This is a genomic window from Bradyrhizobium cajani (genome assembly GCF_009759665.1).
Classification (GTDB): Bacteria; Pseudomonadota; Alphaproteobacteria; order Rhizobiales; family Xanthobacteraceae; genus Bradyrhizobium; species Bradyrhizobium cajani.
In genome coordinates this window covers 1-23,500 of record NZ_WQNE01000032.1, presented here as the reverse complement: position 1 = coordinate 23,500, position 23,500 = coordinate 1, and the positions used below count along the sequence as shown (strand labels likewise).

Annotated in this window: 20 protein-coding genes; 5 read left to right on the top strand and 15 right to left on the bottom strand. The window is 65.0% G+C overall.

Annotation, left to right across the window (positions count from 1 at the left end; genetic code table 11):
- Positions 1 to 9: 9 nt before the first annotated feature.
- From GPL20_RS29920 to GPL20_RS29875, 10 genes are all read right to left on the bottom strand, one after another.
- On the bottom strand, positions 10 to 948 hold the full coding sequence (locus GPL20_RS29920; protein ID WP_157334471.1) for a hypothetical protein: 939 nt from the start codon (positions 946 to 948) through the stop codon (positions 10 to 12).
- Positions 949 to 1,037: 89 nt separating this feature from the next.
- Positions 1,038 to 1,322: a cupin domain-containing protein gene (locus tag GPL20_RS29915; RefSeq protein WP_091956448.1), complete on the bottom strand. Its 285-nt coding sequence runs from the start codon at positions 1,320 to 1,322 to the stop codon at positions 1,038 to 1,040.
- Between the two features lie 40 nt (positions 1,323 to 1,362).
- Positions 1,363 to 2,460, bottom strand: coding sequence for a calcium:cation antiporter (locus GPL20_RS29910; RefSeq protein WP_157334469.1), 1,098 nt, complete (start codon positions 2,458 to 2,460; stop codon positions 1,363 to 1,365).
- A gap of 49 nt (positions 2,461 to 2,509) precedes the next feature.
- A complete protein-coding gene (locus GPL20_RS29905) occupies positions 2,510 to 3,988 on the bottom strand; it encodes a sodium:proton antiporter (protein ID WP_157334463.1) in 1,479 nt (492 codons plus the stop codon).
- Positions 3,942 to 4,739, bottom strand: coding sequence for an alpha/beta hydrolase (locus tag GPL20_RS29900; RefSeq protein ID WP_157334460.1), 798 nt, complete (start codon positions 4,737 to 4,739; stop codon positions 3,942 to 3,944). The genes GPL20_RS29905 and GPL20_RS29900 overlap by 47 nt, the downstream gene beginning before the upstream one ends.
- A 213-nt stretch (positions 4,740 to 4,952) precedes the next feature.
- Entirely contained in the window at positions 4,953 to 6,350 is a 1,398-nt protein-coding gene (locus GPL20_RS29895) for an NAD(P)(+) transhydrogenase (Re/Si-specific) subunit beta (RefSeq protein WP_157334458.1), read from the bottom strand.
- Positions 6,351 to 6,389: 39 nt separating this feature from the next.
- Positions 6,390 to 6,707, bottom strand: a complete 318-nt coding sequence (locus tag GPL20_RS29890) for a proton-translocating transhydrogenase family protein (protein WP_018317801.1) — start codon at positions 6,705 to 6,707, stop codon at positions 6,390 to 6,392.
- 11 nt (positions 6,708 to 6,718) lie between these two features.
- Entirely contained in the window at positions 6,719 to 7,846 is a 1,128-nt protein-coding gene (locus GPL20_RS29885; RefSeq protein ID WP_157334456.1) for a Re/Si-specific NAD(P)(+) transhydrogenase subunit alpha, read from the bottom strand.
- Between the two features lie 137 nt (positions 7,847 to 7,983).
- The gene (locus GPL20_RS29880; protein ID WP_008136857.1) at positions 7,984 to 8,136 is read right to left on the bottom strand and encodes an aa3-type cytochrome c oxidase subunit IV; all 153 of its coding nucleotides are present in this window, start codon (positions 8,134 to 8,136) and stop codon (positions 7,984 to 7,986) included.
- Between the two features lie 140 nt (positions 8,137 to 8,276).
- Positions 8,277 to 11,237: a cell division protein gene (locus GPL20_RS29875; RefSeq protein WP_157334454.1), complete on the bottom strand. Its 2,961-nt coding sequence runs from the start codon at positions 11,235 to 11,237 to the stop codon at positions 8,277 to 8,279.
- A gap of 99 nt (positions 11,238 to 11,336) precedes the next feature.
- Here GPL20_RS29875 and GPL20_RS29870 point away from each other — a divergent pair, with 99 nt between their 5' ends.
- On the top strand, positions 11,337 to 11,525 hold the full coding sequence (locus GPL20_RS29870; protein WP_157334452.1) for a hypothetical protein: 189 nt from the start codon (positions 11,337 to 11,339) through the stop codon (positions 11,523 to 11,525).
- 13 nt (positions 11,526 to 11,538) lie between these two features.
- Here GPL20_RS29870 and GPL20_RS29865 read toward each other — a convergent pair whose 3' ends face one another.
- The gene (locus GPL20_RS29865) at positions 11,539 to 13,458 is read right to left on the bottom strand and encodes a M3 family oligoendopeptidase (protein WP_157334450.1); all 1,920 of its coding nucleotides are present in this window, start codon (positions 13,456 to 13,458) and stop codon (positions 11,539 to 11,541) included.
- Between the two features lie 127 nt (positions 13,459 to 13,585).
- Between GPL20_RS29865 and GPL20_RS29860 the strand changes: the two genes are divergently transcribed.
- The 3 genes from GPL20_RS29860 to GPL20_RS29850 all read left to right on the top strand — a co-directional run bounded on the left by GPL20_RS29860 (position 13,586) and on the right by GPL20_RS29850 (position 19,534).
- Complete coding sequence (locus GPL20_RS29860) at positions 13,586 to 15,082, top strand: sigma-54-dependent transcriptional regulator (RefSeq protein WP_157334448.1); 1,497 nt, start codon at positions 13,586 to 13,588, stop codon at positions 15,080 to 15,082.
- Positions 15,083 to 15,427: 345 nt separating this feature from the next.
- Positions 15,428 to 17,644, top strand: coding sequence for a L,D-transpeptidase scaffold domain-containing protein (locus tag GPL20_RS29855; protein WP_157334446.1), 2,217 nt, complete (start codon positions 15,428 to 15,430; stop codon positions 17,642 to 17,644).
- Between the two features lie 285 nt (positions 17,645 to 17,929).
- Entirely contained in the window at positions 17,930 to 19,534 is a 1,605-nt protein-coding gene (locus GPL20_RS29850) for a peptidoglycan L,D-endopeptidase MepK (protein ID WP_254125407.1), read from the top strand.
- Positions 19,535 to 19,562: 28 nt separating this feature from the next.
- On the opposite strand, the gene GPL20_RS29845 is transcribed toward GPL20_RS29850, so the two are convergent.
- The 4 genes from GPL20_RS29845 to GPL20_RS29830 all read right to left on the bottom strand — a co-directional run bounded on the left by GPL20_RS29845 (position 19,563) and on the right by GPL20_RS29830 (position 22,791).
- Entirely contained in the window at positions 19,563 to 21,323 is a 1,761-nt protein-coding gene (locus GPL20_RS29845) for an adenylate/guanylate cyclase domain-containing protein (protein WP_157334444.1), read from the bottom strand.
- A gap of 178 nt (positions 21,324 to 21,501) precedes the next feature.
- Positions 21,502 to 21,924 carry a DUF1801 domain-containing protein gene (locus tag GPL20_RS29840; protein WP_254125409.1) on the bottom strand — a complete coding sequence of 141 codons (423 nt, stop codon included), beginning with the start codon at positions 21,922 to 21,924 and terminating at the stop codon, positions 21,502 to 21,504.
- A gap of 96 nt (positions 21,925 to 22,020) precedes the next feature.
- Positions 22,021 to 22,293 carry a DUF2312 domain-containing protein gene (locus tag GPL20_RS29835; RefSeq protein ID WP_018641571.1) on the bottom strand — a complete coding sequence of 91 codons (273 nt, stop codon included), beginning with the start codon at positions 22,291 to 22,293 and terminating at the stop codon, positions 22,021 to 22,023.
- Positions 22,294 to 22,485: 192 nt separating this feature from the next.
- Complete coding sequence (locus tag GPL20_RS29830) at positions 22,486 to 22,791, bottom strand: DUF1244 domain-containing protein (RefSeq protein WP_157334442.1); 306 nt, start codon at positions 22,789 to 22,791, stop codon at positions 22,486 to 22,488.
- A 191-nt stretch (positions 22,792 to 22,982) separates the two neighbouring features.
- Here GPL20_RS29830 and GPL20_RS29825 point away from each other — a divergent pair.
- The coding region (locus GPL20_RS29825; protein WP_157334440.1) for a DUF1036 domain-containing protein at positions 22,983 to 23,500 on the top strand (518 nt) is incomplete at its 3' end.

Below are 23,500 nucleotides of genomic sequence, written 5' to 3'. Positions count from 1 at the left end.
AATATCGTCTTAGTCGGGGGTGCTGCTCTTCGGCAGAACGGCGTGGAACATCGACTTGACGCCCGACAGCATCTCGTCGGCGACATTGGTCTTCGGCCGCCGCATGGGCGCACCGGCGTCGGCGCGCAGATCGAGCGGCGGCGCGATCACCGGCACCGGAATATCAGCCGGCGGCGTCATCCGATTCGGGTCGTTGTCGACCGAGGCCGTGTAGGGCGGGTTGGCCGGCGACGAGCTGCCATTGCCATAGGCCTCGGATGACGGCGTGGACACCGTGATCGGCGGCGGCAACGGGCGGACCGTGGACGACTCCGTCGAGATGACACGCGGGGCCTCCGGGGTGCGGGCGGCTTCCCGCACCGCAGGCTCCACCGGCCTCTCGGCCGGCTTGGTTTCGGAAGATCTGGCCTCGGCGGCCTTCCCCTCAGGCGACTTGCGCAGACGCTCGATGGCGGCGCGCGCGAGATCGTTGGCGTCGGGGGTCGCGGCCGGCGCCGAATTGGCCTCCACCACCGGGGCGGTGGCGGGAGTCGCGGCAGCCGGAGCGGTGGCCGCCGGATTAGAGGCCGCCGGATTAGACTTGGCGACCGCCTTCTCGCGCGCCGACGTGCGGCCGCGCGGGCTGGTCTCGGCGGGAGCCACGTCCGCGGCCTTGGTCTCAGCAGCCGGCTGATGGTCGGCAGGCTTCTCGGCCGCCGCCTTGTCCGTCACGCTCTTCTCGGAAGCGCTCTTCTCAGAGACGCCCTTGGCCTTGACGCCGGGCGCGGGAAGGTTGGCGGTGTCCGTGGGCTTGCCGTCGCTGCCAGCCTGGGCGGGCGCGACCACGGCCGCGGGAGTATCGGCCGCCGGCTTGGCGTTGATGTAGTGGTTAACGATGTAGGCCCCGATGATCGTCGCGAGCACCGAGGGGAAAATATCCATCGAGATTTTAGCGAGGTATTTCAGCATTTCTCGGCCACTCCCCGCGCGATCTGATGCGGGAACTTTAGGGCATTGTAAGGGATCAACTGCGACGGATCGATGGCAAAGGGTAAGCCTTACGGCTTCAGCTCGATCTCAAGGAACACGATCTCGGTTGAGGTTTCGTTAAGCACGTCGTGTTGGACACCGGCCTTGCGAAAGTAGGATTTCCCGGCCGCAAGCTGCGCCTTGGACCGCTCGCCGCCGGGCGCCACGATGGTCATCTCCCCCGCCACCACGGGAACAATGACGTAGTCCATGCCGTGGGTGTGGTGCCCGGTGGCACCGCCCGGCGGAAGGCGCCATTCCGTCACCCGGACCTCCTCGTTGTCGACCTGAACCTCGGACTTGGCGGCAAGCATCGGGACCCCCTTGAACACCAACCTGACGCGCGGTCGCGCTTCAGGGCACGAAAACCATGAACACGTAGACGGCAAATACCACCATATGGACCAGTCCGAACAGCACGTTGGTCCTGCCTGTGCCGAAGGTCAGCATGCTCAGGAAGAAGGTCAGGAGCAAAAGGACGCTCCCCTGCGGATTGAGGCCGAGTTCGAGCTCCTTGTCGAGCGCATAGGTAGCAACCCCTACCGCCGGAATCGTCAGCCCGATGGTTGCCAGTGACGAGCCGAGGGCGAGGTTGATGCTCTTCTGGAGATCATTCTTGCGCGCCGCCGAAATCGCCGCCACGCCCTCCGGGAGCAGGATCAGGAGCGCCACGAGCAGGCCCGCGAAGGCCGGCGGCGCGCCGATCTTGGCCGCGACTGCGTCGACGACGAGCGAGAACTTTTTCGCCAGCAGCACCACCGCCAGGAGCGAGATCAGAAGCAGCACGACGCTGAGCAGGAACACCCTGCCAGACAGATGCACCGCCCCACCCTCGTTACTCGGGCTCTCGTGGACGAAGTAATCCTTGTGCAGGACGGTCTGGGTGTAGAGGAACACCCCGTAGAGCGCGAGCGTGACCACGTCGACGAAGCCGAGCTGGGCCGCCGAAAACACCGGTCCCGGCGTCGTGGTCGTGTAGTTCGGCATGATCAGCGTGATGGTCGCAAGCGCAAACAGCACGCTGAGATAGACGTTCGCGCCCGAGAGCTGGAAGCCCTGCTCGCGGTAGCGCAGGCCGCCGATGAAGACGCAGAGGCCGACGAGGCCGTTGCAGACGATCATGACGACGGCGAACACGGTGTCGCGCGCCAGCTCCGGCGCGGGCTTCTCGCCCAGCATGATCGTGGTGATCAGCGCCACCTCGATGATGGTCACCGAGAGCGTCAGCACCAGCGTGCCATAGGGCTCACCGACCCGCTCCGCGATCACCTCGGCATGATGAACGGCGGCAAACACCGTGCCGAACAGGATGACCAGAAGCACGATGGCGAAGACGAGCCCGCCCAGCGACAGCGTGAACACGTAGTCCGTCACGCTGACGGCCGCGAACAACAGCACGGCCAGCGCCGGAAAGATCCAGGCCGACCGTGGCATCGGACTATGCGCGCTCATCCACCCGCTCCAATTGTGCATGCGAGCAGTAGCAAATCGGCCGGCAGATTCAATGCCAGTGCAGGATCGGTGCGACCGGCAGCACGGTCAGCAGCAGAAACAGCGGGATCAGGACCCCGCCCGCGCGCAGGAGATAGCCGAAGAAGCTCGGCATCTCGATGCCGTTCTCGCTGGCGATGCTGCTCACCATGAAGTTCGGCGCGTTGCCGATATAGGTGAGCGCTCCCATGTAGACGGCGCCCATGGAGATGGAGGCGAGCGTGCCCGAGAGCTGATGCATCAGCACCTGCGGGTCGCCGCCGGCGAGTTCGAAGAACAAGAGATAGGTCGGCGCGTTGTCGAGAAACGCCGACATCAATCCGGTGAACCAGAAATAGGCGACCTCGCGCGGCGCGCCGTCCGGTGCCGTCACCGCCGACAGCAGCCACGCGAACGCGCCGTGATGGCCGGCCGACAGCATCGCAATGACCGGGATGATGGCGACAAAGATGCCCGCGAACAGCTTTGCCACTTCGCGGATCGGCTCCCAGGTGAAGCCATTGGCCTGCCTGTGCTCGTCGGGCGTCAGCCACACCGAAAGCGCCGCAATGGCCAGCAGCGCCACGTTGCGCACGATGTCTTCCAGCTCCAACCTGGTGCCGAGGATGTCGAAGGCAATGCCCGGCTTCCACATCGCCGAGGCGAGCAGGCTCGCGACGATGGCGGCGATCAGCACCAAATTGACAAGGCCGCGGACGCGGACCGGCCTGGCGGGGCCGGCATCGCCAGGAGGCGGCTCGCTGCGGAAGCGCCAGGCATCGATGACGACGAAGATCGCGAGCAGCAGCCCGGCAACGATCGTGGTCTGTAACCAGATGGTCCGCGTGGTCCAGAAGAAGTCGACGCCATGCAGGAAGCCGACGAACAGCGGGGGATCGCCGAGCGGGCTCAGCGCGCCGCCGACATTGGCGACCAGGATGATGAAGAAGATGACGACATGGGCGTTGTGGCGCCGCAGCCGGTTGGCGCGGATCAAAGGACGGATCAGGATCATCGCGGCACCCGTGGTGCCGACGACGCTCGCCATCAAGGTGCCGAGCGCGAGGATGCCGGCATTGGCCGCCGGCGTCGCCTTGATGTCGCCCGTGACGAGAATGCCACCGGCCACGACATAGAGCGAGAACAGCAGCACGATGAAGCCGAGATATTCGGCGAGCATGGCATGGACCAGCGCCGCCAGCGTCGCCATGATGCCGCCGAAACCGACGAGCGAGGCGAGTGCCAGCAGCGACCAGGCTGCAGCGACCTTGCCGTAATGATGGTGCCAGAATTTTGGAAACAGCAGCGGCCCCAGCGCAATCGACAGCAAGAGGCCGGCAAAGGGCAGCGCATAGGGCCAGCGCATCGCGGCACCGTCGAGCCCGGTCGCGGCCCATGCGTGCTGTGGCAATAGCGTGAGGATCGCGGCGAGGGCTAGGCTCCGGAGCCATGTGACAAGCCGGTTAGGATCCAATGAAGCGCCTCGCCGCCTCGATCGCACCAAAGGCATCGAGATTGTCGTGTCCGCCGCCCGCGAAGCGAACGAACTGCTTCGGTTCATGCGCGAGCGCGAACAGACGTTCCCCGAACACGATCGAAATGACAAGGTCATCGGTGCCATGCATCACCAACAGCGGCACCGTGACGCGCGTGATCCGCTCGTCGGAATGAAACGGATCGCGCATCAGTAGCCGCACCGGAACGAACCAGAACGATGCCGCTGCAATGTCGACCGTCGACGCATAGGGAGCTTCCAGGATGAGTTTTCCAACACGATGCTCCGAGGCGAGCGCAACCGCCGCGCCTGTCCCGAGCGAAAAGCCCCAGGCGACGATCCGTTCCGCCCCATAGCGCGCGGTCGTGAAAGCATAGGCGGCCGCGGCATCGCGCAGCAGGCCCTCCTCGCTCGGCGCGCCGCTCGAGCCGGCATAGCCGCGATAGGACAGCGCGACGAGACCGGTGCCGTCGGCCGTCATCGCCTTGAAGCGGCTGACGCGGCCGGCGAGAAAATCACCATTGCCCGGAAAAAACAGGATCACCGGACGGCCCGGCTTCGCCGGCACGTGCCAGACGATGACCTTCTCGCCGTCCGACGTCGTCAGGACATGCTCCTCCGCCTCGGGAAATCCTGCGGCATCCGGCGCGGTGCGACCGACGGGCGGGATCGGAAACAGCATCTCGCGCTGCCTGACATACAGCACGACGAGACCGGTGCAATAGACGGTCACGAGCAGGATGGCGATCCACTTGAAGATGGTCATGATACGCGGCCGGTTTCCGGCTCACGGCTTGCGACGGCTCCGCAGCAATTTCATGACATCAGGCCGGATGCTCGCCGGAATGTCGCGGCAGCCGCACGCCGCCGCATGGGCGGCGTGCCATGCGACACGTTGCGCGCGTGTCGCCTTCGGTGGCATGCGATGGGACCGGTGCCATTCCCTGTTGATGGCCACGGTCCGCTTCCTTCTCGCCTTTTACATCGCCTTGACGATGTTCTCGGTGACCTTCTTGGCGTCGCCGAGCAGCATCATGGTGTTGTCGCGATAGAACAGCGGATTGTCGATGCCGGCATAGCCGGAGGCGAGCGAGCGCTTGATGAACATCACGGTGCCGGCCTTCCAGACCTGGAGAACGGGCATGCCGTAGATCGGCGAGGACTTGTCCTCTTCCGCCGCCGGGTTGGTGACGTCGTTGGCGCCGATCACGAAGGCGATGTCGGCCTGCGCGAACTCGGAGTTGATGTCCTCGAGCTCGAACACCTCGTCATAGGGCACGTTGGCTTCGGCGAGCAGCACGTTCATGTGGCCGGGCATGCGGCCAGCGACCGGGTGAATGGCGTATTTCACCTCGACGCCTTCCTTCTTCAGCATGTCCGCCATCTCGCGCAGCGCGTGCTGGGCCTGCGCCACCGCCATGCCGTAGCCGGGCACGATGATGACCTTGGAGGCGTTCTTCATGATGAAGGCGGCATCGTCGGCCGAGCCCAGCTTGGCCGGCTTCTGCTCGCCCGTGCCGCCGCCGGCGGCCGCGGTCTCGCCGCCGAAGCCGCCGAGGATGACCGAGATGAACGACCGGTTCATCGCGTGGCACATGATGTAGGACAGGATCGCGCCCGAGGAGCCGACCAGCGCGCCGGTGATGATCAGCGCGGAATTGCCGAGCGTGAAGCCGATGCCGGCCGCGGCCCAGCCCGAATAGGAGTTCAGCATCGAGATCACGACCGGCATGTCGGCGCCGCCGATCGGGATGATCATGAGCACGCCGAGCGCCAGCGCCAGGATGACGATCATCCAGAAGTCGAACGCGCCGCCGGTCAGCACGAGGCGGACGATGAAGAACACCAGCGCCAATGCGAGCGCGATGTTGATGCCGTGGCGGAACGGCAGGATGATCGGCGCGCCGCTCATGCGCGCGGACAGCTTCAGGAACGCGATCACCGAGCCGGTGAAGGTCAGCGCGCCGATGGCGACGCCGAGCGACATCTCGACCAGGCTCTGCGGATGGATGTTGCCGGGGGTGCCGATGTCGAAGGCTTCAGGCGCGTAGAACGCGCCGGCGGCGACCAGCACCGCGGCCATGCCGACCAGCGAGTGGAAGGCGGCGACCAGTTCCGGCATCGAGGTCATCGGCACGCGGCGGGCGATCACCGCGCCGATCGCGGCACCGATCGCGATGCCGACGATGACGAGCACCCAGGCGAGACCGTCCGCCGGCGGATGGTTGGCAAGCGTCGTGGCGACGGCGATCGCCATGCCGATCATGCCGAACAGATTGCCCTGGCGCGACGAAGCCGGGCTCGACAACCCGCGCAGCGACAGGATGAACAGCACTCCCGCCACGAGATACAGAAATGCAGAGAGGTTGGCGCTCATCTCAGGTCCCCATTGATCCCTTCAGCCCGAGGTGGCCGCTTACTTCGACTTCTTCTTGTACATCGCCAGCATGCGCTGGGTGACAAGGAAGCCGCCAAAAATGTTCACGCAGGCGAAGATCAGCGCGACGAAGCCGAAGGCGCGTGCCCAGCCCGAGCCGCTCGAGACATTCGCGACGCCGCCGGCGAGCAGCGCGCCGACCACGATCACCGAGGAGATCGCGTTGGTGACGCTCATCAGCGGCGTGTGCAGCGCGGGCGTCACCGACCACACCACGAAATAGCCGACGAAGACGGCGAGGACGAAGATCGACAGCCGGAAGATGAAGGGGTCGACGACCTGTGCAGCATGCTCCATGGCGGATCTCCTTAAGCCTTCGGCTGGAAGTTCGGGTGGATCACGGCGCCGTCCCTGGTCAGCGCCGTGGCCTTGACGAGCTCGTCGTCCCAGTTCACGGCGAGCTTCTGCTCTTTCTTGTCGACCATGGTCTCGATGAAGGAGAACAGGTTGCGCGCGTAGAGGCTGGAAGCCGAGGCCGCGACGCGGCCGGCGACGTTGGTGTAGCCGACGATCTTGATGCCATCGAGGTCGACGACCTCGCCGGCCTTGGCGCCCTCGACGTTGCCGCCGCGCTCGACGGCGAGGTCGACCAGCACGGAACCCGGCTTCATCGACTTGACCATGTCGGCACTGACCAGCTTCGGCGCCGGCCGGCCCGGAATCAGCGCCGTCGTGATCACGATGTCCTGCTTCTTGATGTGCTCGGCGGTGAGCGCGGCCTGCTTGGCCTGGTACTCTTTCGACATTTCCTTGGCGTAGCCGCCGGCGGTCTGCGCGTTCTTGAATTCCTCGTCCTCGACGGCGAGGAATTTCGCGCCGAGCGATTCCACCTGCTCTTTCGTCGCGGGGCGCACGTCGGTCGCGGTGACCACGGCGCCGAGACGGCGTGCGGTCGCGATCGCCTGGAGGCCGGCGACGCCGACGCCCATCACGAACACCTTGGCCGCGGGCACCGTGCCTGCCGCCGTCATCATCATCGGGAAGGCCCGGCCGAAGGCTTCGGCACCCTCGATCACGGCGCGGTAGCCGGCGAGGTTCGCCTGCGAGGACAGCACGTCCATCACCTGCGCGCGGGTGATGCGCGGCATCAATTCCATCGCGAAGGCGGCGACGCCGGCATCGGCCATCGTCTTCAGCGCGGCCTCGTTGCCATAGGGATCCATGATGGCGATGACGAGCGCGCCGCGCTTGTACTGCCCGAGTTCCGACGCCTCGGGGCGCTTCACCTTGATGATGATGTCGGCATCCTTCAGCGCATCCGCGCTGACGGTCGCGCCGGCCGCCGTGAACTCGGAATCAGGTAGACCCGACTTGATGCCGGCACCCGGCTCGACGACAATCTCGGCGCCAAGCGCCTTGAACTTCTTCACCGTATCAGGCGAAGCGGCGACCCGCGGCTCGAACGGATCGATTTCCTTGGCAACGGCGATCTTCATAGGTCCTCCGGCGGCGCGGGACAGCGCGCGCGCAAACTAAGCGTTACTCCCGCAGCGTTCGATACCGGTTTTGGGACCGGCTTGGATGCAAATTTTGTGGGCAGCCGCTGCCGCTGACGCGTGCAGCTGCCGATAGATCAGGTCAGGAAGATCGCCATCAGGATCACGATGAGCGCGACCGAGGCCGTGCCGTACTTCACCAGCTTGATGAAGCCCTCATAGGTCTGCTCGTGGGCAACGTAGTCGTTGCCGTCGGCGGTGGTGTACGCCACTTCGCTATGGTCAGCCATGTAATGTCCCCAGTCGAAAGTCGAATTCTTGGGCTGGGATACCGCAAACCTTCGGGCAGGGCAACGGCACGGATGCTGGGTTTTCCCGCAAATCGGCCGATTTGGAATTCCGATTGCCGGGATACCGCCGCTCGCGCAGCTCAGCCCTGATCGATCATCGTGGCAGTGACGCTCGCGGTCCGCCGCCGCGGCACCGCAAGGCCGAGCGCCCCGCGGACCGCGTCGATCGCCTCCTCGCCGGCCTCGGTGAACCGGGCCGTGCGCGGTGCCGTGCCGGGACCGACCACCGCGGGATGGTCGCCGGCCAGGAAGCCATGGGTCATGTGAAACCCGAGGGCGCGGTAGACCTCGAACTGCTCCTCCGAGAAGAACTGATCGCCGGTGGTCTCGTGGGGGAATGTATCGTTACGCCGCGCATAGTCGCGGATGTAGTCGTTCTCGTCGCTGGAGAGCGAGGACTTGATATAGACGAGATAGCCCCTGTCATCGCCGCCATAGTCGATGATGCCGATCGCCACATGAACGTGGTCCTTGTGGGCCTCGACCGGATTTTCGGGGGCTGACGGTGCGGCCTTCCCGTCGGCATTCTCGGCCATGATGGCGCGCGTGCGGTCGCGGATCGGGGTCCAGGGCAGATCGATCCGGACGCCGAGGTCGATGCGGGCATAGCGCTGGAGTTTCATCAGCGAGGAGAAATTCATCTGCGCGTCGGCTTCCGCGTCGACCGCGATGATCACCTTGCAGCGCCGGCGCAACAGCTCGTAGACGCCGAGATTTTCGATGTGGCCGCCATCGGTGAGATAGACGCCGTCGCTGTTCTCGTAGAGACGGCCGGAGATTTCCGACCACAGGAACAGCGGCGTGGAGCGGCGCTGCGGCCGGACGGTGGACTCGACATAGCGCGGGTTGCTCAGCCAGTAGCCGAGCCGCACGTTCAGCAGCGCGAGCGTCGGCGTCAGCGCCTTGATCGAGTTCGAGCCCATGTTCGACGACGCCGCCGCGCCGGAGATCGCCATGGCGGTGGCGAGGTCGAGGGTCTGCTCCAGGCGCTCGACCGCCGGGGTCTTGGCGTAGCGCGTCGCCTCGCTGCCGACATAGAGCGGGGAGAAGACGAAGAAGTCGGCATTGCGACCGCGCCTGTTGGCGAAGTCCGACCCCTGGATGTTGAGCGCCGTGTTGATGAGATGATAGGGCGCCATCAGTCTCGGCGCGGCAGGCCGCATGGCGTCGTCATTCGCGACCGCGTAGAGCTCGCTCAACTTCATGCGATCGAGCGGCTTGAAATCGCGTCCCTGGTCCAGGCTTGCCTCGGCGCGCGCGATATTGCCGTCTGCGGAACGGCCGGGATCGAACAGGAAAGCCTTGCTCAGCCGATCGCGGTACAGCCGGTGAAGCGAGTTCGCGTTCGGCGTCAACGACCAGGAGATCGCAAACAGCAGCATGCCGACGAGCGTATACAGGATCACCACGGGCAGGCTGTGCGCGTATCCGGAGCCTGCATCCGACCAATGGAACTGTCTTGCGACGTTGCTGGCGGCGAATCTGAGCCAGGCCGGAACGTGAGATATCGGCGTCAACCAGTCCATCGTCGCGGTCGTTGTGGCGGCCGTTGGCGCGATCTCGGCCGAGAAGGTGCCGGCGGCGGCATCGAACTGGACCTTGCCCGACAGGTTGCCCGATGCGGGCACAGTCGATCTGGTGGCGGCGAGGCAGTCCCTCTGCGCAAGGACGGTCAGAGGCGCCTGGCATCTTTCGATCGGATCGTTGGCGATGCCCCAGTAGGACAGATAGAGATAGGCAACCCAGATAATCAGCGGCAGGGCCAACCCGGCAATCCACAACGCGACCTTGGCGACGATCGCGAGCACCGTCGAGCCCCATTGCGAGGATACGCTGTTGCCCTTCAGGAGCTCGGCGAATTGCTGCCTGAACGCAGTCACGAATACGCCGATCGGCGCGGCAATCGCGGCGAGCGACTTGATCCAGGTGACCGCGATGCTGCCGACCGGCCCGCCGATCGCGCTGCTGTCGACGACATCGAACATCTGCGACAGCATGAACGGCTGAAACTCGAAGAACGCGATCGCGGCAAGCAGCATCAGGAAGGTCGCGCCGGCGGTCGGCCAGTGCGAGCGAAACTCCTGGCGTTTTTCGGGGCTCGCGAGTGACTGCTTGAGCGCCCAGCCGAAGAACAGGCCGACACCGATAATCGCGGTTGCCAGCGTCAGCGCGAAATGCGTGATCTGAAGGACACGCGCGAAGTCACACGCGATGCCGAGCAGGAACGCGATGCCCGCGGCATAGGTGAGGAAGATGGTCGGGCCGATCCCCCGCTCCGCGCGGGAGATCCAATAGGCAAAGCCGCCGCAGGCAAGCAGCACCAGCGCGACGATCGCACCGATGGCCGTGAAGCCGTAGCGGTCCGCGATCCAGCCGAAATGGTGCAGTTCACACTGCGGCAAGGCGCCGTCGGTAAGGTCGACACCGAAGATATTTGCGACGGTCAGGCAGCTCCTCAGCGGCGTCGACCAGATGGTGACGGCCGCGAGCAGCAGCACGACCGGCAGCGTCAATCCGATATTGGCGATCAGGCCGCGCGCCACGATCGCAATCCCGGTCAGGACATCGCGGAAGCCGGCCGGGATCAGGTAGTTGGAATAATTCCTGATATGTCCGACCGACGGCGTATCGCTGATCTCGTTGGCGGTCGGAGTTCCCCCCGCCGGGCGCTGGCCGAACACGAAGCGCCCCGTCACGGTCATGGTCGTGCTGAGCGAAGCGCCGATGTAGCCGCCGCCCGATACGGTGGAGAGGTAATCGATCCGTCCGATCAGATCATGGTGGTTCAGCGCCTGGAGCACGCCGAGACACGTGGCCGAGGAACGGATGCCGCCACCGGAGAGGGCGAGCCCGACGACGTCGAGCATCTGGCAGGCTTCCATGCTCTCGGGATCGAGTTGCCGCGTCTTCCCGCGGCGCGTGTTGATCGCCGCAATCTCGTCGCGGACGATCTGCTGATGCTTCTCGCACCAGGGCGTTTCCTCGTCGAAGGCTGCGGCGTTCCGCGCGCCAGGTGGCGGAACCTGTCCCTGATCGGGCATGCGGGCCTCCCGAACGGCAAAGGTCAATCGACAATCGAGAGTTGAACAATATATATCGAGTATCTACAGGGTTAGTCTCGCCGCTGGGCCGAACGTTCAATGCCCGCGAGCAGGATCTCGAGCCCGGTCTCGAACGTCGCGGGGAAATGCGCCGGCTGGAACAAGGGCGCGGTCGGCTTCGACACCCCGGCGACGGACCGTTTCGGCGCGATGCTCGGCTTCGTCGACGTGAATCAACCTGCGGCTGAGCCGAACAGTCTCGGCCGCGGCGCAAGCCAGTCGGGCTGAAGCACGCGGTGCCTCAGCCCATCGCCTCGAGCTCGTCGATCATCCCGGCGATGACGCTGAGCCCGCCGTCCCAGAACTTCGGGTCCTTGGCGTCCAGTCCGAACGGCCGCAGCAGCTCGGAATAGTGCTTGGTGCCGCCGGCGGCGAGCATGTCGAGATAGCGTTCGGCAAAGCCCTCGGCCGCATTCTCGTAGACGGCATAGAGCGAGTTCACCAGACAATCGCCGAAGGCATAGGCGTAGACGTAGAACGGCGAGTGGATGAAGTGCGGGATGTACATCCAGTAGCTCTCGTAGCCCGCCTTGATCTCGATCGCGGGCCCCAGGCTCTCGCCCTGCACCGACAGCCAGATCTCGCCGAGCCGCGTCGCGGTGAGTTCGCCGTTCTTGCGCTCGGTGTGGACCGCGCGCTCGAACGAGTAGAACGCGATCTGCCGGACCACGGTGTTGATCATGTCCTCGACCTTGCCGGCGAGCAGCGCCTGCCGCTGCTTTGCGCTCTTGGTCTGCGCCAGCAACCGCCGGAAGGTCAGCATCTCGCCGAACACGCTCGCGGTCTCCGCCAGCGTCAGCGGCGTCGGCGCCATCAGCGCGCCGTTCTTGGCCGCCAGCACCTGGTGCACGCCATGGCCGAGCTCATGGGCGAGCGTCATGACGTCGCGCGGCTTGCCCTGGTAGTTCATCAGCACGTAAGGATGCGCCGAGGGCGTGGTCGGATGCGAGAACGCGCCCGGCGCCTTGCCCGGACGCACCGGTGCGTCGATCCAGCGGTCGGTGAAGAAGCGCTCGGCGATATCGGCCATCTTTGGCGAGAAGCCGCGATAGGCCGTCAGCACCATGCTCCGTGCATCGGGCCATGCGATGGTGTCGGTTGCGGCAAAGGGCAGCGGCGCGTTGCGGTCCCAATAAGCCAGTCGCTTCTTGCCGAACCACTTCGCCTTCAGCGCGTAGTAGCGATGCGACAATTTGGGATAGGCCGCGCGCACCGAGGCGACCAGCGCATCCACCACCTCGCGTTCGACGCGGTTGTTCAGATGGCGTGAATCCGCAACATCCTTGAACCCGCGCCAGCGGTCGGAGATGTCCTTGTCCTTGGCGAGCGTATTGGTGATCAGCGCAAAGGTGCGCTCATTGGCCTTGAAGGTTTTCGCCAGCGCCTCGGCTGCGCTCTTGCGCTTTGAGCCGTCGCGGTCCTGCAACAGATTGAGCGTCGGCTCGATCGCCAGCTCCTTGGAGCCGACCTTGAAGCGCAGGCTGGAGATGGTCTGGTCGAACAGCCGGTTGAAGGCGGAATAGCCGGTCTGCGCCTTTTCCAGGAAAAGCTGCTCGAGCTTGTCGTCGAGCTGGTACGGCTTCTCCTTGCGCAGGTCCTCGATCCAGGGACGATAATGCGCGAGCTCGGCGACCTGCATCGCGCGGTTCAAAATATCGTCATCGATACGATTGAGCTCGAGCGCGAAGAACAGAAGATGGGTGGACGCTGCCGTCAGGCGCTCGGACACGTCGCCGTAAAACTTTGAAATCTTGGGATCAACGCTGTCGCCGGCATGCACGAGACCGGCGTAGGAGCCGAGACGGCCGGCGAGATCGTCGATCGCCTCATAGCGTCGCACTGCCTCCGCGAGCCATTTTCCGCCATCTTCGTTTGCTGTCCCTGTGGCGAGCTTGCCTCTGTAGTCCGTCTCGAACGCGACGCAATCGGCATCCATCTTTTCGAGATCCCGCGCCACTTCCGGTGCATCGATCGCGGAATAGAGATCGACGAGGTTCCACTCCGGAAGCTTGCCGGTCTTGCTCGCAGGCTTTGCGAGCGAAGGTTTGGAGGGCTTTGCCTTGGCGGATTTCTTGGCGGCGGACTTTTGGGTGGCTGGCTTGCGGAGAGCAGACGTTTTGAGAGCAGACGTTTTGAGAGCAGTCCTGGAGCGCGAATTCATTGTGTGGGAAACCTGTGTTCAACGGTCGCGACGGCGGGCGGGGGCATCAAGGTTTAAGAGTGCGTTAATCGGCTTCGGCCAGAGTGCCCCGATTCGAGACAGATAGTAGTAGCGTGCGGGGAACACCATGGCTGCCAGTATTTTGATCGCCGACGACGACGCAGTAGCCCGCCGGCTGGTCGAGAACATGGTGCAGAAATGCGGCTATGAAACGATCGTCGTGGATTCCGGCGACGCTGCGATCGCTGCCCTCACCGGTCCCGACGCCCCGGCGATCGACGCCGTCATCCTCGATCTCGTGATGCCCGGCCTCGATGGCATGGGCGTCCTGGCAAAGATCCGCGAAGCCGGCCTCAGCGTCCCCGTCATCGTGCAGACCGCCCATGGCGGCATCGACAACGTCATTTCCGCGATGCGCGCGGGCGCGGCCGATTTCGTCGTCAAGCCGGTCGGTGTGGAGCGACTTCAGGTCTCGCTGCGCAACGCGCTCAACGCCTCTGCGCTCAAGGGCGAACTGCAGCGCATCCGTCACAGCCGCGAAGGCCGGCTGACCTTCTCCGACATCATCACCCGCGCCGAGGCGATGACTGGCGTGATGCGCGCCGCGCAGAAGGCGGCGAACTCCTCGATTCCCGTGCTGATCGAGGGCGAGTCCGGCGTCGGCAAGGAGATGTTCGCGCGCGCCATCCATGGCAGCGGCGAGCGCAAGGCCAAACCCTTTGTTGCGGTCAATTGCGGCGCGATCCCCGACAACCTCGTCGAGTCCATCCTGTTCGGTCACGAGAAGGGCGCCTTCACCGGTGCCACCGAGCGGCACATGGGCAAGTTCGTCGAGGCCCATGGCGGCACGCTGTTCCTGGACGAGGTCAGCGAGCTGCCGCTGACCGCGCAGGTCAAGCTGCTGCGCGCGCTCCAGGAAGGCGCCGTCGAGGCGGTAGGCGGCCGCAAGCCCGTGAAGGTCGACGTGCGCATCATCTCCGCGACCAACCGCAAGCTGCTGGAGCGGGTGAAGCAGGGTCACTTCCGGGAAGATCTGTTCTATCGCCTGCACGTGCTGCCGCTGACGATCCCTTCGCTGCGGGCCCGGCGCGAGGACATTCCGCATCTGCTCCGGCATTTCCTGGCGCGCTTTGCCGCCGAGGAGAATCGCTCCATTACCGGCATCAGCGGTGACGCGGTGGCGCACCTCGCCCAGCTCGACTGGCCCGGCAACATCCGCCAGCTCGAAAACGCGGTCTACCGCGCGGTGGTGATGAGCGACGGCGACCAGCTCGGACTTGGCGATTTCCCCCTGCTCGCCTCGCAGCCCCATCCGGAAGCGGAGATTCCGACTGCGCCACTGATGCTCGAGCCGATTGCAGCGCCCTCCGTGGTGTCGGGTAATGAAATACCGATCGCGCCACTCCCAGCTGCGGGAACCCTCCCCATGCTGACCGCGACCGGTGATGTCCGCTCGCTCGAGGACATGGAGAACGAGATCATCCGATTCGCGATCTCGCATTATCGCGGCCAGATGTCGGAGGTGGCCCGCCGCCTCAAAATCGGCCGGTCCACGCTCTACCGCAAACTCGACGAAGCGGGGGTTCCCGGCCATGGCGGGAAAAGCGGCGAGGAGACGCACTGAGCCGCATGTGAACGGCGGTTTGTGCGATGCTGCGATGTGGCCGCAAGCCCTTCGCATTACGACAAAATTCAGCCGCGACGTGAACCGTGTCTTGGAAGTGACAGACATAGGGAAAAGCGCGTGGGGCAAGCGCACAATCCGTTGCCAAGAGGCTCCCTTGAAGTCAGTTTGTCGTGAGTTGTCCCGGGTAGCGCTGGCTGCAAAATCGGGGCCTGTATATCGTCTGCGTATGAATCGTTGCGTGCAGGCGTGCAACTTTCGAGAGCCCGGCGCGGTTTAGCCGAAGTTTTGAGACGATAACAAAGCTGTTCCACGAGGGGCAGTTCACCCGAGGGGTGTGACACAATGCGAGACTGTTTGAACCACCGTGCAGGCTTTGACCGTGTCTTGATGACGGTCGCAGCGACCTTCCTCACGGTGTCTGCCAGTTCGGCCCTGGCGCAGGATCAGGCGCGCAGCAGCGCCGCGGAGCTCGCGATCGAAGCCGCGATCCCGCGCCCCGAGCCCGCCAACGTCCCGCCCCCGACCGCATCCGACATCAAGCTCGACACCACCGCCACGGTTCAGGACTCCGCGAAGGAGCCCGTGAAGGCCGCAACCGCACCGGCGCCCGACAAGGTCGAGACCAAACCTTCCGACGTCGCCACCACGCCCGCCCCGGAGGCGCCGAAGAGCGAGACGGCCAAGACAGAACCTTCAAAGACAGAACCTTCGAAGACGGATCCTGCGAAGACAGAACCCGCCAAGGCCGACACTGCGACGTCGACCCCGGCCGCGCCTGCGACACCTGCCGCTGCAGCGGCTCCGGCCGCCGAGCCGGTGAAGGCCGCGAGCAACGTTCCCGCCGCCGACCAGCCGGTCGCCGACAGGCTCAAGGACATCATCGGCGCCAAGACCTCGCGCCATTTCGACCGCAAGAACGAGCGCGCCGCCATCGAGAAGTTTTACGGGGCACGCGACTTCGCGCCGGTCTGGACCCAGGGCGGCAGCCTCACCACCGCTGCCAAGGGCGTGATCGCGCGGCTGAAGGACGCCGCTTCCGACGGTCTCAATCCGGCCGACTATCCGGTGCCGGATTTCGCCGCCGCGACGACGCCCGATGCACTCGCCGATGCCGAGCTCAAGCTGACCGCCAGCATGTTCGACTATGCGCGCCAGGCGCAGAGCGGCCGCATGCACTGGTCGCAGGTCAGCGGTGACATCCTCTATCCCGAGCATCCGGTCGATCCGAACGAGGTGCTCGCCAAGGTCACGACCGCCGCCGACGCGTCGGCTGCGCTCGACAGCTACAACCCGCCCCAGAAGCTCTACAAGGAGCTGAAGGCCAAGCTCGCGGAGCTGCGCGGTCAGGGCAGCGGTCCCGTGATCGAGATCGCCGACGGCCCGGCGCTGAAATACACCCCGGCCAGCAAGAAGCAGGCTGAAATCGTCGTGGAAGATCCGCGCGTGCCGCAGCTCCGCGCCAAGCTCGGCCTCGCCGAGAACGCCAGCGACACCCGCTATGACGCGACCGTCGCCGAAGCCGTGCGCAAATTCCAGAGCAGCGCCGAGATGAAGGCAACCGGCATCCTCGACGACAAGACGGTCAAGGCGATCAACACGCCGAAGCGCGACAAGCAGATCGACGTCGTGCTGGTCAACATGGAGCGCTGGCGCTGGCTGCCGCGCGACCTCGGCGTGCCCTCGCTGGGCGATGCTTATGTCATTCTCAACATTCCCGACTACACGCTGAAGGTGATGCAGCGCGGCCAGCAGGTCTGGACCACCCGTGTCGTCACCGGCAAGCCGGGCACGCATGCGACGCCGCTGCTCACCGAGACCATGAAGTACATCACGGTCAACCCGACCTGGAACGTGCCGCCGTCGATCGTCTACAACGAATATCTGCCGGCGCTTCAGCAGGACCCGACCGTGCTCCAGCGCATGGGCCTCAAGCTCGAACAGAACCGCGACGGCTCGGTGCACATCTCGCAGCCGCCCGGTGAAGCCAACGCGCTCGGCCGCATCCGCTTCAACTTCCCCAACAAGTTCCTGGTCTATCAGCACGACACCCCGGACAAGAACCTGTTCGCGAGGGAAGATCGCGCGTTCAGTCACGGCTGCATGCGCGTGCAGAACCCGGATCAGTACGCCTCCGTGCTGCTCAACATCGCGATGCCGAACGAGAAGTACACGCCGGAGCGCGTGCGCAGCATGTACGGCAAGAGCGAGATCGACCTGAAATTCCCGACGCCGATCCCGGTCAACATCACCTACCAGACTGCGTTCGTGGACGATGCCGGCAAGCTGCAATTCCGCAAGGACGTCTATGGCCGCGACGCGACCATGATCAACATCCTGAAGAACAGCCGCGGCAAGGACCTCGAGAACGTCGTTGCGCACTCCCAGCCGAGCTATTCGCGCCCGGCGACGACCCTGCCCTCGGGCGTGGCGGTGGCCAACAACGGCGGCGGCTTCGGCTCGTCCGGTCCGAACTTCTTCGAGCGGCTGTTCGGGGCCCCCACTCCGCCGCCGGCTCCGGTCGGCCGCCGGCCGCCGCAACAGCGGGTGTTCACCCGCTGAACCCGGCTCGGCGCCGTTTTTTTTCCAGAAATTATTCAATGAAATCAGCGACCCCGTCCCTGGATGGGGTCGCTTAACGTTAACTATTCTCCGCCTCGGCCCGGGAAGCGGGCGTTTTTTCGCCACACTCAGCCGCTTAGGATCGTATTCTGACTTGGTTTGGGGGCGGGAAGGTCAACCTCAAATTAACCTTCTCGCTTTAAGAAAGCGTTCATCCTCTTTCGCGCGCTAGCGGGGTTGGCGGGAGAGTCCATTTGAACGCTCGTCGACTGGGTGGGCTCATACGTGCTGACTGGTCTCGCACGCCAATTCGCAGTGCTGTCGTTGTCCCATGCGGGCGTGAAGGCCGGATCCCGGATCGGCCTCGCGTCCGTGTTGCTGCTTGCTGCCGCCGGTTCGGTTCATGACGCCGCCGCGCTGAACGAAACCAAGACGCTCTCCTTCCACCACACCCATTCCGGCGAAGACCTCACCGTCACCTTCAAGCGCGACGGGCGCTACGACGAAGCCGCGCTGAAGCAGCTCAACCACTTCCTGCGCGACTGGCGCACCCAGGACGAGACGGTGATGGACCGTCGCCTGTTCGACATCCTCTGGGAAGTCTATCGCGACGTCGACGGCAAGCAGCCGATCCAGATCATCTCCTCCTACCGCTCCCCCGCCACCAACGCCATGCTCCGCCGCCGCTCCTCCGGTGTGGCGCGCTTCAGCCAGCACATGCTGGGGCATGCGATGGACTTCTACATTCCGGGCGTACCGCTGGAGCAGATCCGGTTCGCCGGCCTGCGCCTGCAGCGCGGCGGCGTCGGCTTCTATCCGACCTCCGGCTCACCCTTCGTGCATCTGGACACTGGCAGCATCCGGCACTGGCCGCGCATGACGCATGACCAGCTCGCCCGCGTCTTCCCGGACGGCCGCACGGTGCATCTGCCGACCGACGGCGTGCCGCTGAAGGGCTATGAGCTCGCCAAGGCCGAGATCGAGCGGCGCGGCAACGGCGACGATTCCGGCAGCAAGCCGAACTTCTTCGCTGCCCTGTTTAAGAGCAAGTCCGCGGCCCCGGCCGCCGGCAGCGACGAGGATGACGAGGGCGCGCCTGCCCCGAGCGCAAAGCCGACCGCACCGACCGTCGTCGCTGCCGCAGCCAAGCCCGCCGAACCGGTGCCGACGCCTCGCGCCAAGCCGCAGATCGCCGCAACGCTCCAGCTCGCCTCGGCCGATGCGCAGCTCGTTGCGCCGCCCAAGCCGAAGCCCGCACCGGTGGCTGACAAGCCGGCGACCGGCAAGCTCGAGACCCCCGCCGACATCATCAATGCCCGCGGCTTCTGGGATGATGTCCCGGCCACGCCGCAGCAGGCGACGCCGGCCCAGATCGCGGCGCTGAAGGCGCGCCAGGCGCTCGCCGCCACCACCGACCTGCAGCCGACCGCGAGCGTCTCCAGCGCGGCCTATCAGGCGCTGGCCTACGCACCGGCCTCCGCCTCCCCGGTCGACCGCGCCAACGTCGTCGCCGCCTCCGCGCCGCTCCCGCGCTCCGCCCGTCCCGCAACGCGCAACCTTGCGCAGGCGACCGAGATCAACACGGTGGTCGGCAAGAGCATCGACGGCAGGATCGCGACCGCGACCCGGCTCTCCGCGGCGAAGGGCGAGAGCATCTGGCTCAAGATCGTGATGCTGTCGCCGAGCGCCAGCCGGGCGATGTCGGTCACGCTGATGGGCGAACTCGATATGGCGGCGATGCGCACCTATTTCGTCAAGCCGCAGGCCGTGATCGCGATGAGTTTTGTCGACGATCCGATGCAGGGCCTGTCCTGCGACAGCTTCTCGGGCAGCGCGACCGCGAAGCTCGAGATGATGTCCTTCGTCATGCGCACCGCCGCGCTGCGCTGAAAAGCCTTATCGGCTTGCAGAAGACCAGTCAGGCCGGCAACCCCGCCTTGAGCAGCCCCGCCTCGTGACGCTGACGGTCGCCTTCGCGCCTGTAGTGCTGGGTGACGAGATAGGTGGCCACCGAAAATCCCGGCTCGCGTTTGAGAACTTCAGCCGCATGCGCGCCGGCGGCGACCGCATTGCCCATCTGCGCGAAGATCGCCGCCAGGAAGGCATGATGGGTGTGATCGGGCCGGGATATCCGTGAAAAGGATTCAGCAGCTTCGGCGTATTTTTCGGCACAATAATAGGCCCGGCCGAGATGGCTCCAGAAGCGTTCCGGATGGTACGGGTTGAGCCGCATCGCCTTCTTGATCCAGTCGATACCTTCCTCTGGCCGACCCAGCCAGGTCAGCAATTCGCCCTGTTGCACGACGACGAGGTCGTAGTTCGGATTGAGCGCGAGCGCCCGCTCCTGATGGTAGGCGGCCCTGTCATGGTCCTCGCGGTTCAGATTGAGCGCCGCGAGGATGCGGTGGACGTCGCTGTCATTGTCATCGAGCGCGAGCGCGATCTCCAGCTCCGCGGCGACCTGCTGGAACGTGGCGTCGCGATCCGCGCACCAGCCGTAAACCCAGGTCTGACCCAGCACGCAGGCCTTCCAGGCGTGGGCGTGCGCATAGTTCGCGTCGAGGGCCAGCGCCCGATCGAGCAGAAGCTGCGCCTGCGCATTGTCCTCGCGATTGGAGCGGTGGTGCAGCACCTTTGCCGCCAGCACGCATTCATAGGCCGCCATATTGTCGGTCGGCTTGCGCTTGGCCCTGTCATGGGTGGCGGCCTCGACGCGGCCGGGCAATGTCGCGACGATGGCTCGGGTCATCTCGTCCTGAATGGCGAAGATGTCCTCGAGCCCGCCATCATAGCGTTCGGCCCAGATGTGCCGGTCGGTCTCGGCATCGATCAATTGCACGGTGACCCGGACGCGACCGCCGACCTTTCGCACGCTGCCCTCGATCACGTAGTCGACGCCGAATTCGCGGCCGACCTCCTGCACTTTGACCGCCTTGCCTTTGTAAACGAAGGTCGAGTTGCGGGAGATGACGAGCAGGTCGTGGAAGCGCGACAGCTCGGTAATGATGTCTTCGGTCATTCCGTCCGCAAAAAACTCCTGCTCCGGATCGCCGCTCATGTTTGCGAACGGCAGCACGGCGATGGACGGTTTCTTCGAAGCAACCTTCGCCGTTATGGCGCTCTCCGAACCGGCCGAGGTACCCAACTCATCCAGCCGAATCCGGAAGACATGGATCGGACGCACGATGTTCTTGACGCTCTGTTCGCCGAGATCCTCGAATTCAACGCCGTCGAGGCGCTGCCCGAGCTGGTCGCGCACCGCGCCCGAAATGCAGATCCCTCCCGGTTCGGCCAGCGCCTCCAGGCGCGCAGCGACATTGACGCCGTCACCGAAAATATCGTTCTGGTCGACGATCACGTCGCCGAGATTGATCCCGATCCGAAACTGTATCCATCGCGGCGGCGAGACATCGGCATTGCGCCGCCCCATCCTGCGCTGAACCTCGGCGGCACACAGCACCGCGTCGACGACGCTGTGGAATTCGACGAGCAAGCCATCGCCCGTCGTCTTGATGATGCGGCCGCGATTCTTGGCAATGGCCGGATCGATGAGCTCGATTCGATGGGTCTTGAGGCGCGCGAGGGTACCGGCCTCGTCGACCTCCATGAGCCGACTAAAGCCGACCATGTCAGCGGCGAGGACCGCGGCGAGCCTGCGCTCTGGTCCAGGCACGTCCATTGCTCGGTCCCTTCTCCGAGCAGTCTAGCAGACCTGCGGATTTTGCCCAAGCTGGCTGCACGGCAAGTGCCAACCACCGCGGCAGCCTTGGTGCCGCACAAGGACAGGTCCATGCCGGGGCGCGCAGCAACTACAGCCTGTACTGGCGGCAGCGGACAGGGCGAGGTTTGAGCCCGCTCTATCGTTTGGCCTTGCGATCGAGGTGATACGTCAGCGCGAGCGACAGGCAGATCGCCAGGGGCCGTTTCGGCAAGGCACCCGACACCTCGAGCAGCAGCTCCCTGTTCTGCCGGTACTCGAACTCATCCGGAAACCGCTCGCGAAAGGTTTCAACCAGCGTGGTCTTGCAATTGAACAGGACCGCCGCATGCGCCTCGGAGTTCTTCCCCCGCCCGAGCCTGATCGTGCTGCCGCTTCCCGTGTCCTCGGTGAGGTAGGCCGGCTCGCCCCATTTCAAGGTCTCGGTGAGCCGGCCAACGGCGTCGTGCGCTTTGGCCGTCGCGAAGATGAGCCTGCGCACCTGGAGCAGCCGCCGGCGGATCGGCGCCGGATAGGCGTCGAAGGCAACCTTCACCTCACGCGGCAGCGGCGGCGCAGTCACGATGTCTCCGTTCACAAACGAAGTGCAACGCGATGAGCTGTAGCCCGGATAGAGCCAACCGGCTAGGCGTTGGTTCGCGATGCGGCGGGCAGCCCCTCAGAGCATCCCCAGCGCCTGCATGTAGGTCTCGAGAATGGTCTCGGCCTCGGCGCGCTCATTCGGGTCCTGCTTGCGCAGGCGCACGATGGTGCGCAGCGCCTTGACGTCGTAGCCGTTGCCCTTGCTCTCGGCATAGACGTCGCGGATGTCGTCGGAGATCGCCTTCTTCTCTTCCTCCAGCCGCTCGATGCGCTCGATGATGGACTTGAGCTGGTCCTTGGCAAATTTCGTCGCGGGCTCGTCGTCGCGGACGGCGGCGGAGGTGGCCATCTTGGTACTCCCAATGGAACTGGCAAAACGAGGTGACGCCGGCATCCTCACCGCGCGTGCTGATAGACCCTTAGGGTTGGTACTCCCTGCGTTCAAGGCAGCATCGCGCTCGTCCACAGCGCGCCCACACCTTCCTGCGGCGGGTCGAAGAAAGCTGTTGTGTGGTGCGACTCAGGTGATGCGCAGGGGCCGTCAGTGCCCGTGGGGATGGACCTTCTTCATCGCCTCGAGTTGCTCGGGCGTGGCCGCGCCCTGGTATTTCGACTTCCAGGTCTCGTAGGGCATGCCGTAGACGGCCTCCCGGCTCTCGTCCTTGCTCAGGGCGACGCCTTGGGCGTCGGCGGCGTCCTTGAGCCAGTTGGACAGGCAGTTGCGGCAGAAGCCCGCCAGATTCATCAGGTCGATGTTCTGGACATCGGTCCGGTTGCGCAGATGATCGACCAGGCGCCGGAAGGCGGCTGCCTCGAGCTCCGTTCTGGTTTTGTCGTCGATTGCCATAACTGGATTCCTTAGACCCTGACCTGATCCTTGACTTGGGCTCCGAGCCCGATGGCGGTCACCCTTACGGGATCAGGTGGGGTCCTGTCACAGATTTTGCCATATCGCGGCGCAAACGGACCCAAACCCGGCCCTGGGGCGTTCCCCGCCCTACGCCAAATCGTCAACGATCTGATATAGCTTCCGCGACAATGATCGCCGAATCTCCCCGCTCCCCGTTCCGCCTGCTTGCCCGGTTGGTCCCGGTGCTGGTGGTTGGCCTGCTGTGCCTCTGGACCAGCCCGGCCTCCGCCGATTTCCGCCTCTGCAACAACACCTCGAGCCGGGTCGGCATTGCGCTCGGCTACAAGGACGCCGAAGGCTGGACCACCGAGGGCTGGTGGAACATCTCCTCCCGCTCCTGCGAGACCCTGCTGCGGGGCACGCTGGTCGCCCGCTATTACTACATCTACGCCATCGACTATGACCGCGGCGGCGAGTGGTCGGGCCAGGCCTTCATGTGCTCGCGTGACAAGGAATTCACCATCCGCGGCACCGAAGATTGCCTGGCGCGCGGCTACGACCGTACCGGCTACTTCGAGGTCGACACCGGCGAGCAGCGGGCCTGGACGGTCCAGCTCACCGACGCCAACGAACAGCCGGCGCAGCAGCGCGTGCCCGGCCTGCCCGGCCCGGTCGGTCCGGGCGGGGTTCCGGGTTTGCCCAACAG

Bases quoted from the DNA above. Each gene is read 5' to 3' on its own strand.
- GPL20_RS29910 (WP_157334469.1), bottom strand. From the start codon at position 2,460: ATGAGCGCGCATAGTCCGATGCCACGGTCGGCCTGGATCTTTCCGGCG.
- GPL20_RS29865 (WP_157334450.1), bottom strand. From the start codon at position 13,458: ATGAATTCGCGCTCCAGGACTGCTCTCAAAACGTCTGCTCTCAAAACG.
- GPL20_RS29885 (WP_157334456.1), bottom strand. From the start codon at position 7,846: ATGAAGATCGCCGTTGCCAAGGAAATCGATCCGTTCGAGCCGCGGGTC.
- GPL20_RS29875 (WP_157334454.1), bottom strand. From the start codon at position 11,237: ATGCCCGATCAGGGACAGGTTCCGCCACCTGGCGCGCGGAACGCCGCA.
- GPL20_RS29905 (WP_157334463.1), bottom strand. From the start codon at position 3,988: ATGCCTTTGGTGCGATCGAGGCGGCGAGGCGCTTCATTGGATCCTAAC.
- GPL20_RS29895 (WP_157334458.1), bottom strand. From the start codon at position 6,350: ATGAGCGCCAACCTCTCTGCATTTCTGTATCTCGTGGCGGGAGTGCTG.
- GPL20_RS29880 (WP_008136857.1), bottom strand. From the start codon at position 8,136: ATGGCTGACCATAGCGAAGTGGCGTACACCACCGCCGACGGCAACGAC.
- GPL20_RS29835 (WP_018641571.1), bottom strand. From the start codon at position 22,293: ATGGCCACCTCCGCCGCCGTCCGCGACGACGAGCCCGCGACGAAATTT.
- GPL20_RS29890 (WP_018317801.1), bottom strand. From the start codon at position 6,707: ATGGAGCATGCTGCACAGGTCGTCGACCCCTTCATCTTCCGGCTGTCG.
- GPL20_RS29915 (WP_091956448.1), bottom strand. From the start codon at position 1,322: ATGCTTGCCGCCAAGTCCGAGGTTCAGGTCGACAACGAGGAGGTCCGG.
- GPL20_RS29860 (WP_157334448.1), top strand. From the start codon at position 13,586: ATGGCTGCCAGTATTTTGATCGCCGACGACGACGCAGTAGCCCGCCGG.
- GPL20_RS29830 (WP_157334442.1), bottom strand. From the start codon at position 22,791: ATGGCAATCGACGACAAAACCAGAACGGAGCTCGAGGCAGCCGCCTTC.
- GPL20_RS29920 (WP_157334471.1), bottom strand. From the start codon at position 948: ATGCTGAAATACCTCGCTAAAATCTCGATGGATATTTTCCCCTCGGTG.
- GPL20_RS29900 (WP_157334460.1), bottom strand. From the start codon at position 4,739: ATGACCATCTTCAAGTGGATCGCCATCCTGCTCGTGACCGTCTATTGC.
- GPL20_RS29855 (WP_157334446.1), top strand. From the start codon at position 15,428: ATGCGAGACTGTTTGAACCACCGTGCAGGCTTTGACCGTGTCTTGATG.
- GPL20_RS29870 (WP_157334452.1), top strand. From the start codon at position 11,337: ATGCCCGCGAGCAGGATCTCGAGCCCGGTCTCGAACGTCGCGGGGAAA.
- GPL20_RS29845 (WP_157334444.1), bottom strand. From the start codon at position 21,323: ATGGACGTGCCTGGACCAGAGCGCAGGCTCGCCGCGGTCCTCGCCGCT.